We start from the raw sequence: 12,067 nt of genomic DNA on the forward strand, positions 1-12,067 counted from the left end.
TCGCAAGCGCAGCCTGACCAAGAATCGGCCCCACTAATAACCACAACAATGCTGAGGCCTAGCCGTGGACAAGATCCTGCACCAGCCCCTGGGCGGCAACGAGATGCCGCGCTTCGGTGGCATCGCCACCATGATGCGCCTGCCGCATATCCAGAAAGCTGAAGAGAAACGCCAACTGGATGTCGGCTTTGTCGGCGTGCCCCTGGATATCGGCACCTCGCTGCGCTCCGGCACCCGCTTCGGCCCGCGCGAGATCCGCGCCCAGTCGGTGATGATCCGCCCCTACAACATGGCCACCGGCGCCGCACCGTTCGACTCGTTGAATATCGCCGATATCGGCGATGTGCCGATCAACACCTTCAATATGGCCGAGGCCATCCGCATCATCGAGGAAGCCTACGACGAGATCCTCGAACTGGGCATCATCCCGCTGACCCTGGGCGGTGATCACACCATCACATTGCCGATTCTTCGCGCGATCAAGAAGAAACACGGCAAGGTCGGCCTGGTGCATATCGACGCCCATGCCGATGTGAATGACCATATGTTCGGCGAGAAAATCGCCCACGGCACCACCTTCCGCCGCGCCGTCGAGGAAGACCTGCTCGATTGCGAGCGCGTGGTACAGATCGGTCTGCGTGCCCAGGGCTACACCGCCGAGGACTTCAACTGGAGCCGCAAGCAGGGCTTTCGTGTGGTCCAGGCCGAAGAGTGCTGGCACAAATCCCTGACCCCGCTGATGGAAGAAGTGCGCGCCAAGGTCGGCGGCGGCCCGGTGTACCTGAGCTTCGATATCGACGGCATCGACCCGGCCTGGGCCCCAGGTACCGGCACCCCGGAAATCGGCGGCCTGACCACCATCCAGGCCATGGAAATCATCCGTGGCTGCCAGGGCCTGCAGCTGGTTGGCGGTGATCTGGTCGAGGTCTCGCCGCCCTACGACACCACCGGCAATACCTCGTTGCTAGGGGCAAACCTGCTTTACGAAATGCTCTGCGTGTTGCCGGGTGTTCAGCACCGCTGAAGCGGGCCCGGCTTTTTTATACTGATCGGGCACCTCGTGCGGTGCCCGTGCACTACAACAATAAATAGGGTGCCACGATGAACCACGACCAAAGCATGCCGCTGCTGGACGACCAGCCGCCCGCTCACAGCTCCTACAACCTGCGCCAGCTGCTGATCTTTCTGATCCCCTCGCTGCTCGGCGTGCTGCTGTTTCTCACCCCCATCGTCTATGACGACAAGGTCACCATCGGCCTGGGCGTAATGGCCGACGCCTTGAAAGCCGCGCTAAGCGCCTGGTTGCCGGCCATCGCCACCGGCTTGCTGCTGTTTTCCGCCGCCCTCGGCCTGTTCGCCAGCCTGCTCAAACCCAAGTGGCTGACCACACGCCCGACACTTAACGAGATGTTCAACCTCAGCCCGCTATGGCTCAGCTTGCGCGTGCTCGGCGCAGTGTTTGCCGCCATGACCTTCTGGCAGTTCGGCCCGGAATGGGTGTGGAACGCCAACACCGGCGGCGTGGTACTCAAAGACCTGGCCCCGGTGCTGATCACCTTCTTTCTGGTGGCCGGGTTGATCCTGCCGCTACTCACCGATTTCGGCCTGATGGAGCTCTGCGGCACCCTGGTGCGCAACGTGTTCCGCAAGGTCTTCGGCCTGCCAGGCCGCTCGGCCATTGACGCCATCGCCAGCTGGCTCGGCTCCGGCACCGTCGGCGTGCTGATCACCGCGCAGCAGTACCAGAAGGGCTTCTACAGCGCCCGAGAAGCGGCGGTGATCGCCACCAACTTCTCGGTCGCCTCCATCGCCTTCAGTCTGCTGATCACCAGCTTTATGAAGCTCGACCACCTGTTCGTGCCCTTCTACCTCACCGTAGTAGTGGCGGGCCTGGCGGCGGCGATCATCACCCCGCGCATTCCGCCGCTGTCGTGGAAGAAAGACGACTACGTTGCCGGTGTCGGTAAGCAGATCAAGGAAGACGTACCGGCCGGCACCTCGCTGCTGCGCTGGGGCGTGCTGCAGGCGGTAAAACGCGCCAACAGCAACCCCTCGCCCGCGCAGATGGTCAAGGTCGGCGTGCATAACGTGGTGGATATCTGGCTCGGCCTGCTGCCGCTGGTAATGGCCATCGGCACCGTTTCCCTGGCGATTGCCGAGTACACGCCGATCTTCAACTGGCTGTCCGCGCCGATCGTGCCGCTGCTGGAACTGCTGCAACTGCCGGAAGCCGCCAAGGCCGCGCCGGCCATGCTGGTGGGCTTTGCCGATATGTTCCTGCCGGCGGTGCTGGGCAAGGGGATCGAGAGTGAACTGACCCGCTTCGTGGTGGCCTGCGTCTCGCTGACCCAGCTGATCTATATGTCGGAAGTCGGCGTGCTGATCATCAAGGCCAAGCTGCCGCTGAACATCCTCGAACTGTTCGCCATCTTTATCATCCGCACCCTGATCACCCTGCCGATCATCGCGCTGATGGCGCATTGGATCGTCGGTTAAAAACCTCTGACGTAGGAGCGGGCCATGCCCGCGATGCTCTTAGCTCCAGCGGTTCGCGGGCATGGGACTCGGCTTCCCCCCGCTCCTACAACGACAGCACAGGATTAGATGACATGACCACCTGCGGCGAATTTCTCGTCAAGCAACTCGAAGCCTGGGGCGTCGACACCGTATTCGGCATTCCCGGCGTACACACCGTCGAGCTGTACCGCGGCCTGCCGCACAGCAACATCCGCCATATCACCCCGCGCCACGAGCAGGGCGCCGGCTTTATGGCCGACGGCTATGCCCGCGTCTCGGGTAAACCGGGCGTGTGCTTTATCATCACCGGCCCGGGGATGACCAATATCCTCACGGCCATGGGCCAGGCTTACGCCGATTCGATTCCCATGCTGGTGATCTCCAGCGTCAACGAGCGCGAGCGCCTCGGCCTGGGCAAAGGCTATCTGCATGAGCTGCCCAACCAGCGGGCGATGACCGCCGGCGTGACGGCGTTTAGCCACACATTGATGAGCGTCGATGAGCTGCCCGCTGTGCTGGCCCGCGCCTTCGCCGTATTCGAAGGGGAACGGCCGCGGCCGGTGCATATCGAGCTGCCGCTGGACATCATCACCGCCGATGCCACACACATGCAGCTGGCCGCCAAACCGAGCATCCAGCGCCCCTCGCCCAACCGCACGCTGATCCGCGAAGCGGCGGCCATGTTGAAAAACGCCAAGCGCCCGCTGCTACTGCTCGGCGGTGGCTGCGTCACGGCCCAGGCCGAAGCCCGCGCGCTCGCAACAGCCCTGGATGCGCCGACCGCACAAACCATCAATGCCAAGGGCCTGTTGCCGCCTGGCCATCCGCTGCTGCTGGGCAGCAACCAGTCGCTGATCCCGGTACGCGAGCTGGCGCTGGCCGCCGATGTGGTGCTGGCGATCGGCACCGAGCTGGGCGAGACCGATTACGACGTGGTGTTCGACGGCAACTTCCAGCTCGGTGGCGCGCTGATTCGCATTGATATCGACGCCCAGCAACTGCAGCGCAACTTCGCCCCAACCCTGGCCATCCAGGGCGACGCGCGCCTGGCCATGCGCATGCTGCTGGCCGAGTTCGACCCCGGTGAACAACGCGACAACAGCCCCGGCGCCATGCGCACCGCTGCCGTGCAGGCGCATCTGACCGAGGATTTCAGCGGCTGGGCGCATTACCGCCAGCTGTTCGAAACAGTGCTTGAGGTACTGCCCGAGGCGCGCTTTGTCGGCGACTCGACCCAGACCGTGTACAGCGGCAACCACCTGGTGGAGCTGGACGGCGCGCGACGCTGGTTCAACGCCTCCACCGGCTACGGCACCCTTGGCTACGGCTTGCCGGCGGCGATCGGTGCCAAGTTGGCCGAGCCAAACCGCCCGGTGATCAGCCTGATGGGCGATGGCGGCATTCAGTTCACCCTGCCGGAGTTGGCCAGCGCGGTGGAGGCCGGCGTCGGCATTATCGTGCTGCTGTGGAATAACTCAGGCTACGGCGAGATCAAGCGCTATATGGAAAGACGCGACATCACCCCGATTGGCGTGGATATCTACACCCCAGATCTGCTGGCCATCGCCCGAGGCTTCGGCTGCGCCGCCGAACGTGCCAGCGACCACGCGCACCTGGCCGAGCTGCTGCGCGGTGCGCCGAGCGACCGCCCGCTGATTATCGAAGTGCTGGAGCAGGCACCGTTCCATCCTTCCGCTGAAGGTGATGCATGAGCGCACAACTGTTTATCGACGGCGTCTGGCACACCGCCAGCAGCGCCAGCCAACTGCCGGTGTTTAACCCCAGCACCGGCGAGCAGATTGCCAGCGTGGCCTGCGCCTCGGCGGCGGATGTCGAGCTGGCAGTGCAGGCGGCGCGCCGCGCCTTTCCGGCCTGGAGCCAACGCCCGGCCCGTGAACGCGCTGACTATCTACGCGCCTTCGCCGCAGAGTTCGAGGCGCGCAGCCCGCAGCTGATCGAGTTGCAGATGCGCAACAGCGGCAAGCCGCGGCATGAGGCCGAACTGGATATCAGCGATGCCATCGCCACCTTTGCCTATTACGCCGAGCTGGCGGACGGCCTGGATGCCCGGCAGAACGCCGCCGTGGCCTTGCCGGACAACAGCTACCAATCCTTTACCCGCCAGGAACCGCTCGGCGTGGTCGGCCTGATCGTGCCGTGGAATTTCCCCCTGGTGACCAGCGCCTGGAAGCTCGCCCCGGCGCTGGCGGCGGGTTGCTGTGTGCTGCTTAAACCGTCCGAGCTGACCCCGCTGATCGAGCTGCAACTGGGCGAGATTGCTACCGCCATCGGCCTGCCGGCGGGGGTGTTCAACCTGCTGCCGGGCGATGCCGCCACCGGCGCGGCCCTGGTCGCTCACCCGCAGATCGCCAAGCTGTCGTTTACCGGCAGCAATGCGGTGGGGCGCAAGGTGATGCAGACCGCTAGCACCCGCACAATGCCAGTGGCCCTGGAGCTGGGCGGCAAATCGCCGATCCTGGTATTCGCCGACAGCGACCTGGACCAGGCGGTGCAGTGGATCATCGCCGGCATCTGCTGGAACGCCGGGCAGATGTGCTCGGCAACCTCGCGCTTGCTGGTCGAGGACAGCATCGCCGACGCCCTACTGGACAAGCTGGCCAACGCCATGGCCGCGCTCAAGGTCAGCGACCCACTGAGCGATGGCTGCGAAATGGGCCCGATGACCAGTCAGGCGCAGCTGCACAAAGTGCTGGAGTATTTCGCCATCGCCGCACAGGAAGGCCTGCACTGCCTCGGTGGCGCCCAGCAACTGCCGGGGCCGGGCTGGTTTGTCGCACCCACGCTGTACGCCGATGTGCCCGCCGACAGCCGCCTATGGCGTGAGGAAATTTTCGGTCCGGTGCTCTGCAGCCGACGTTTCAAAGATGAAGCAGATGCTGTGCGGCAAGCCAACGACTGCGACTTTGCCCTGGCCGCCACCGTGGTCAGCGCCGACCGCAAGCGCGCCCTGCGCGTGGCCGCAGCGCTGGAAGCTGGGCATGTGTGGATCGACTCGGCGCAGGTGATCTACCCGCACACCTCCTGGGGCGGCGGCAAGGCCAGCGGCATCGGCCGCGAGCTGGGGCCCTGGGGGCTGTCAGCGTTTCAGCAGGTCAAGCACATCACCGTACCCAGAGCAGATAGCTAAATCGCAACAACCTGATGGGCGACAACCGCGCGCTTAAGTCTTTACCATGCGGGCTCTGTCTCAGCGCAACCCATGGAAGCCCTGCATGACTCATCACTATGACCTGCTGTTGATCGGCGCCGGCCACGCCCACCTCGGCGTGCTGCGGCGCTGGGCCCTGGTCGAGCGGCCGCCGGGGCGCATTGCGCTGCTCAGTGCCGGTCCGGTGGCCTGGTATTCCGGCATGCTACCGGGGCTGCTGGCTGGGCGGCATCGGCCAGAGGATTGCCAGGTCGAGCTGCAGGCACTGTGCCGCGCGGCCAAGGTCGAGTTGATTGTCAGCCCGCTGGAAAGCCTGTCCGCCGCACAGCAACAGGTGCAACTGGCCAATGGGCAGACCTTGAATGGCAGCTGGCTGTCGCTGAATGTCGGCGCGCAGGTTTCTGCACCTGCGCAGCACGGTGATGGCATGCAGGTGCTGGCAGTAAAACCCTTCGCGGCATTTCTTGATGGTTGGCAACGCTGGCAGGCCGAGCCTCAGCCCTTGGCGATTCTCGGCGGCGGCGCGGCGGGAGTTGAACTGGCGCTGGCCTTGGCCGGGAAGGTGCCGCAACTGGCGCTGTTCTGTGCCGGGCATTTGCTCGATGGTTTGTCTGCTGGAGTGCGTCTGCGGGCCCTCGGCCATCTCCGTCAGCGTGGTGTGTGGGTGCGCGAGGATTGCCCAATCAGCCGCATTGAGGATGACTGCCTGTTCAGCGGCGACGAACCGGTCTGGCGCGGTCAACGGCTGCTGCTGGCCAGCGGTGCCAAGGCCTTTGCCTGGCCAGCGCACAGTGGCCTGGGCTGCGATGAGCAGGGCTTCGTATTGATCGCACCAACGCTGCAGAGCTACACCCACCCGACGATTTTCGCCGTGGGCGACTGCGCCAGCCTGCCCGGCGCACGCAAAAGCGGGGTGTACGCGGTGCGCCAGGGGCCGGTGCTAGCGAACAACCTCAGCGCCGCCTTGCGCGGCCTGCCCCTCAAACGCTACCGGCCGCAACGCCAGAGCTTAGCGCTGCTGGCGACCGGTGACGGCGGTGCCCTGTTGGACTGGCATGGACACAGTGCCGGCGGGCGTTTCTACGGGCGCTGGAAGGATTTTCTCGACAAGGGTTTTATTCAGCGCCATCGCCTGTAAGGACTGATCCACCTGCTACCAAAGTGCCATGGCCCTGAACCGCCACGGGTGCTCGAATCATCCTCCCAGCAAAGGTTGGCCGCAGGGAGCGACACCCGCTATGGTCTATAGATTCGCTGACAGCGGCCGATTGCCTACCCAGGAATCTCCAGCTGCACGCACTCCCATTTCAGCAGGCATGGCCCGTCCACTTCATGGTGGCGTGCCGCAGGCAGTTTCTGGTCGTGGTTCGACCAGAATAAAAATAACGAGGTTTGTCATGCGTTCTGCGTTTATTACCTACCCCAAGGCCTGCCTGCTGCATGCCATCGGGCTGGCCGGGTTGATGGTGACGTACCAGCAGATCCAGCTGCCCTGGTTTATCAGCATTCCGTCCTTTCTGCTGCTGGCCCTGTGGCCGTGGCTGGGGCCCTGGCAGCGCCAGCATGAAGAGCTGCCCGTATCCGCCGAGACGCCACATGATGCGTTCAGCACCCTGAGCCAGAACCTGTCGCGGCACACCTGCCACAACGCCTTGGCCGCCGCTGAAGTGGCGCATGCGGCGCAGCAGCTGGCCGGCAAACTGCAATCGCAACTGAGCGCCACCGAGCAGATCAACCAGGCCGCCGAGGCCATCACCCACACCGAACAGGACAGTGCCCAGCGCGCCGAACAGACCCTGATTGCCGCGCAGAGCGTGCGGCAAGACAGCAGCAGCGGGCAGCAGGAGCTGCGTCAGGCAATCGATGCCATGCAGCACCTGAGTGCGCAGACCGCCACCAGCCGCGAGCTGATTGACGGCCTGAGCAGCCGCACCGAGCAGATCGAGAAAGTCACCCAAGTAATCCAGTCGATTGCCAGCCAGACCAACCTGCTGGCGCTGAATGCGGCCATCGAGGCGGCCCGCGCTGGTGAACTCGGCCGCGGCTTTGCGGTGGTCGCCGATGAGGTGCGTAACCTGGCCGGCCGCACCAGCAGCGCCACCGAGGAAGTCGGGCAGATCGTCAGCGATATCCGCCAACAGAGCGCGGCGGTGGTCAGCCATATGCAGCAGCAGGCCGAACAACTGACCCTGGCCGCGCAGCAGGTCGAGCACACCGGCGCGCAACTGCAAGGCATTGCCGGATTGGCGGCAAATGTAGAGGATCAGGTCAGCCAGATCGACAGCGGCACCCGGCAGAACCACGAACGCCTGGCTGAACTGTCTGTGGCGGTCGGCCAGCTGCGCGGCGATGTTAGCGACAGCGAAGGGCAGACGCGTCAACTCAGCAGCGCCGCCGAGCGGTTAGTCGCGCAGGCCGAAAGCGTCAGCGAACAGCTCGCCGAAGTCGGCCTGGATGACTACCACCAGCGCATCTACGACCTCGCGCGCAGCGCCGCGGCGCAGATTGCCTCGCAGTTCGAGGCTGACCTACAAAGCGGACGGATCAGCGCCAGTGACCTGTTCGACCGTCATTACCAACCGATTGCCGGCAGCTTCCCGGCCAAGTACAAAACGCGCTTTGACGGCTATGCCGATCAGGTGCTGCCGGCCATTCAGGAACCCCTGCTCAGCCAGCACGAAGGCCTGGTGTTCGCCATCGCCTGCACCGCCGAAGGCTATGTGCCAACGCACAACAATGCCTTCAACCACCCACCATGCGGTGACCGCGCGGTGGACACGCTAAAGAGTCGCAGCAAGCGCCTGTTCAACGACCGCACTGGCATCCGCTGTGGCAGCCATCAGAAACCGGTGCTGCTGCAGACCTATATGCGCGACACCGGTGAGCTGATGCATGACCTGTCGGTGCCGATTATGGTCAACGGCCGGCATTGGGGCGGCATTCGTCTCGGATACAAACCCGAACCCTGATCGGCGCTGTATGCCTGCACGTGATAGGCACCATTAAGCCGTTTACATTATCGCCAGCGGCTAACGCGCGTAAGCTGCATGCCTCTTTGCTCATCAGGGCCTGCGCCCCAAGGAATACCCATGAAGATCCTGCTGGTACTGACTTCTCACGACCAACTGGGCAACACCGGGCAGAAGACCGGCTTCTGGCTGGAGGAATTCGCCTCGCCGTACTACGTGTTCAAGGATGCCGGCGCGCAACTGACCTTGGCCTCGCCCAAAGGCGGCCAGCCACCTTTGGACCCTAAGAGCGACGCCCCTGATGCACAGACAGCCGCTACCGAGCGCTTCCGTGCTGATCCGGCAGCGCAACAGGCGCTGGCCAACACCGTGCCGCTGAGCCAGGTGAAGGCCGATGATTTCGACGCCGTGTTCTATCCGGGCGGCCATGGCCCACTGTGGGATTTGGCCGAAGACCGCACCTCCATCGCACTGATCGAACACTTCCAGGCACAAAACAAACCGGTAGCGGCGGTCTGTCACGCTCCGGGTGTGCTGCGTCATGTCAAAGCGGCCAACGGTCTGCCGCTGGTCAGCGGCAAGAAAGTCACCGGCTTTAGCAACAGCGAAGAGGCTGCGGTGCAGCTAACCGACGTGGTGCCATTCCTGGTGCAGGATATGCTCATCGCCAACGGTGGCCATTACACCAGCACGAACGATTGGCAGAGCCATGTAGCCGTAGATGGTCTGCTGATCACCGGGCAAAACCCGGCCTCATCGGATGCCACCGCAGACGCGTTGATCCACCTGCTCAAGCAGGCTTGAATCAGACGGAGTGAAGGGGGCGACCATGCAACTGAATGCCGACTTTAGTCAGCGCGCCTTGATCCGTCCGGCCGACAGCCCCTGGGTGGCTTCACCCATGCCAGGGGTAGAGCGGCGCATGCTGGACCGCATCGGCGAGGAGGTGGCACGCGCTACCAGCATCGTGCGTTATGCGGCAGGTTCGCGCTTCAGCGAGCATCACCACCCCGGCGGCGAGGAATTTCTCGTGCTCGACGGGGTGTTCTCCGATGAGCGCGGCGATTACCCAGCCGGCACTTACGTACGTAACCCAATCGGCAGCCATCATGCGCCCTTCAGCCGCGAAGGCTGCACGATCTTCGTCAAACTGATGCAGTTCGATGAAGCTGATGATCAGCCAGTGGTGATCGACAGCACCCAGGCACAATGGCGACCCGGCCTGGTGCCGGGCCTGCAGGTGTTGCCGTTGCACCAGCACGGTACCGAGCACGTGGCGCTGGTGCGTTGGGCCCCCGGCACCTACTTCAATGCACACAGGCATTGGGGTGGCGAAGAAATCCTGGTGCTTGAAGGCACCTTTCAGGACGAGTTCGGCGACTACCCGGCCGGCAGCTGGCTGCGCAGCCCACACCTGTCACAGCACACACCGTTCAGCGAAGCAGGCTGCCTGATCTGGGTGAAAACCGGGCATTTGCCCGATTAACCCGCTGCCATCAGGCGTTTGTAGTGGCGGGTACGTCGCGCGCTTTTCAGCTGTTCCAATAACAGCGCGCGTAGCGGCGAGACCCCAGCGTGGGTGTGCTTGCCTAGGCTGAGCTGGCGCAGTTGAAACTTCACCACAGCCATGTACGCCAGGGAGGCAAACGCCTTGTTCTTCCAGCGAATAGGCGGCAATTCGGCGCTGCTGGGTTGCCCGGCCTGCCATTGTTTCGGCAGCGCCGGGTTGATCGCCAGGGCCGTGGCTATCCCAGCCATGGCCACGCCGCTGGCCAGCACCTGCTCGACCACTGGTAAACGGCGAATGCCGCCAGTGACCATCACCGGCATCTTCGCCGCGGAGGCAATCTCACCGGCGAACTCCAGGAAATAGGCTTCACGCGCCAGGGTACGGCCGTCGCGGGCATCACCCTGCATGGCCGGCGCTTCATAGCTGCCGCCGGACAGCTCGACCAGATCAACCGCCAGCTCATTGAGCAACTGCACCACCTGCTTGGCATCGGCCGCGTCGAAGCCGCCACGCTGGAAGTCCGCCGAGTTGAGTTTGACCGCCACGCAGAAGCTGGGGGCCACCACAGCCCGCACCGCCTTGACCACTTCCAGCAGAAACCGCGCTCGGTTTTCCAGCGGTCCACCCCAGCGATCGCTGCGCTTGTTGCTGAGCGGCGAAAGGAATTGGCTGAGCAGATAACCGTGCGCCGCATGAACCTGCACGCCCGTAAAGCCGGCCTGTTCGGCCAACTGCGCGGTGCGCGCATAGCGCTGAATCAGAGTTTGGATTTCTGCTTCATCCAGCGCCTTGGGCACGGGGAACATTTTCGACAGGCCACCCAGCTCCAGCGCGACCGCTGAGGGCGCGACGGTCTGCTGGCCAAGGTTGGCCTGCATTTGCCGACCAGGGTGGTTGATCTGCATCCAGACCTGCCCGCCTTGAGCGCGGCTGATCCGGGCCCACTCGTGGAATTTATCCAGCTGGCGCTCATCCTCCAGCACCACGCCGCCGGGGCCGGTCATGGCGCGGCGGTCGACCATCACGTTACCGGTGATCAGCAACCCGGCACCACCCTCGGCCCAGGCCTGGTAAAGGCGCAGCAATTCAGCGGACGGGCCTTGGCTGGCGTCAGCCAGGTTTTCTTCCATCGCCGCCTTGGCAATGCGGTTGGGGATGACAGTACCGTTGGGCAGGTGCAGCGGTTGAAAGGCAGTCATGGCGTACTCCGAGGTAGCAGGTGGAGCAAGGCTAAGGTTAAAGTCAACTTTAAGGTCAATAGCCCGGAGTACTGAGGATGAAAATCGGTGAACTGGCCAGCCGCACGGGGCTGGCGGCGTCGCGCATACGTTTCTATGAGGCCAGTGGGTTGATCAGCGCCCAACGTCAGGCCAACGGCTACCGCCGCTACCCGGAACAGGCGGTGCAGACCCTGGGCATCATCAGCTGCGCGCAGCAGGCCGGATTCAGCCTCGACGAAATCCGCCGCCTGCTGCCGCAAGGCGACTCACAGGGCCTGGCGCACGCGGAGCTGCTGGCCAGCCTGCAGAGTAAAGTCGGTGAGATCGAGGCCATGCAACAACGGCTGGCGCAAAACAAGGCGCAACTGCTGAGCATCATCGCCAGCATCGAAAGCAAACCCGAGGGCATGCCCTGCGCCGAGAATGCAGAGCGGGTGATGGCGCAGTTACGCGGTGGCTGATGGACGCGCGTAATGTTTAGCCCAACAGCAACCAAGCATGTAAAAAACCGCATTTAACCAACGCATGGCCCTGTGTGAACCTTGTGGCCATGCGCTCTTCTCATGTGTTTTCCCCCGTTCCCCTGCACGCAGCCGCGCCGCGTGACCAGGTCAAACTGCCGCATACCCTGGCGTTCTGGGCGTTGTGGCATTGCCGTCACGCGCGCCCGCCGGATGACTGG

The 12,067-nt window shown here is 63.9% G+C and carries 10 protein-coding genes; 9 read left to right on the plus strand and 1 reads right to left on the minus strand.

All coding sequences use genetic code 11. The annotated features are described in order from the left end of the window. Positions 1-64 precede the first annotated feature (64 nt). From speB to HBN63_RS17275, 8 genes are all read left to right on the plus strand, one after another. A complete protein-coding gene (speB, locus tag HBN63_RS17240; protein WP_170050258.1) occupies positions 65-1,024 on the plus strand; it encodes an agmatinase in 960 nt (319 codons plus the stop codon). A 77-nt stretch (positions 1,025-1,101) separates the two neighbouring features. After that, positions 1,102-2,496 carry a YjiH family protein gene (locus HBN63_RS17245; protein WP_170050259.1) on the plus strand — a complete coding sequence of 465 codons (1,395 nt, stop codon included), beginning with the start codon at positions 1,102-1,104 and terminating at the stop codon, positions 2,494-2,496. Positions 2,497-2,609: 113 nt separating this feature from the next. After that, positions 2,610-4,229 carry a 5-guanidino-2-oxopentanoate decarboxylase gene (locus HBN63_RS17250; protein WP_170050260.1) on the plus strand — a complete coding sequence of 540 codons (1,620 nt, stop codon included), beginning with the start codon at positions 2,610-2,612 and terminating at the stop codon, positions 4,227-4,229. Further along, on the plus strand, positions 4,226-5,665 hold the full coding sequence (locus HBN63_RS17255; RefSeq protein WP_170050261.1) for an aldehyde dehydrogenase family protein: 1,440 nt from the start codon (positions 4,226-4,228) through the stop codon (positions 5,663-5,665). Before HBN63_RS17250 ends, HBN63_RS17255 begins: the two co-directional genes overlap by 4 nt. A gap of 85 nt (positions 5,666-5,750) precedes the next feature. Next, complete coding sequence (locus HBN63_RS17260; RefSeq protein WP_170050262.1) at positions 5,751-6,824, plus strand: FAD-dependent oxidoreductase; 1,074 nt, start codon at positions 5,751-5,753, stop codon at positions 6,822-6,824. A 259-nt stretch (positions 6,825-7,083) separates the two neighbouring features. Continuing rightward, positions 7,084-8,655, plus strand: coding sequence for a methyl-accepting chemotaxis protein (locus HBN63_RS17265; protein ID WP_170050263.1), 1,572 nt, complete (start codon positions 7,084-7,086; stop codon positions 8,653-8,655). Positions 8,656-8,775: 120 nt separating this feature from the next. Beyond that, positions 8,776-9,459, plus strand: coding sequence for a type 1 glutamine amidotransferase domain-containing protein (locus HBN63_RS17270; RefSeq protein ID WP_090254298.1), 684 nt, complete (start codon positions 8,776-8,778; stop codon positions 9,457-9,459). A 25-nt stretch (positions 9,460-9,484) separates the two neighbouring features. Continuing rightward, positions 9,485-10,141, plus strand: a complete 657-nt coding sequence (locus tag HBN63_RS17275; RefSeq protein WP_090254295.1) for a cupin domain-containing protein — start codon at positions 9,485-9,487, stop codon at positions 10,139-10,141. Here the strand turns inward: HBN63_RS17275 and HBN63_RS17280 are convergent. Further along, a complete protein-coding gene (locus HBN63_RS17280) occupies positions 10,138-11,364 on the minus strand; it encodes an NADH:flavin oxidoreductase/NADH oxidase family protein (RefSeq protein ID WP_170050264.1) in 1,227 nt (408 codons plus the stop codon). The two genes, HBN63_RS17275 and HBN63_RS17280, sit on opposite strands and share 4 nt — an antisense overlap. Before the next feature lie 77 nt (positions 11,365-11,441). Here HBN63_RS17280 and HBN63_RS17285 point away from each other — a divergent pair, with 77 nt between their 5' ends. Further along, positions 11,442-11,846, plus strand: coding sequence for a MerR family transcriptional regulator (locus HBN63_RS17285; RefSeq protein WP_170050265.1), 405 nt, complete (start codon positions 11,442-11,444; stop codon positions 11,844-11,846). The last annotated feature ends 221 nt before the right edge of the window (positions 11,847-12,067 follow it).

Source organism: Pseudomonas sp. WS 5011, assembly GCF_012985775.1.
GTDB lineage: Bacteria > Pseudomonadota > Gammaproteobacteria > Pseudomonadales > Pseudomonadaceae > Aquipseudomonas > Aquipseudomonas peli.

Coding starts and splice junctions, on each gene's coding strand:
- HBN63_RS17245 (WP_170050259.1), top strand. CDS start 1,102: ATGAACCACGACCAAAGCATGCCGCTGCTGGACGACCAGCCGCCCGCT.
- HBN63_RS17250 (WP_170050260.1), top strand. CDS start 2,610: ATGACCACCTGCGGCGAATTTCTCGTCAAGCAACTCGAAGCCTGGGGC.
- HBN63_RS17255 (WP_170050261.1), top strand. CDS start 4,226: ATGAGCGCACAACTGTTTATCGACGGCGTCTGGCACACCGCCAGCAGC.
- HBN63_RS17260 (WP_170050262.1), top strand. CDS start 5,751: ATGACTCATCACTATGACCTGCTGTTGATCGGCGCCGGCCACGCCCAC.
- HBN63_RS17265 (WP_170050263.1), top strand. CDS start 7,084: ATGCGTTCTGCGTTTATTACCTACCCCAAGGCCTGCCTGCTGCATGCC.
- HBN63_RS17270 (WP_090254298.1), top strand. CDS start 8,776: ATGAAGATCCTGCTGGTACTGACTTCTCACGACCAACTGGGCAACACC.
- HBN63_RS17275 (WP_090254295.1), top strand. CDS start 9,485: ATGCAACTGAATGCCGACTTTAGTCAGCGCGCCTTGATCCGTCCGGCC.
- HBN63_RS17280 (WP_170050264.1), bottom strand. CDS start 11,364: ATGACTGCCTTTCAACCGCTGCACCTGCCCAACGGTACTGTCATCCCC.
- HBN63_RS17285 (WP_170050265.1), top strand. CDS start 11,442: ATGAAAATCGGTGAACTGGCCAGCCGCACGGGGCTGGCGGCGTCGCGC.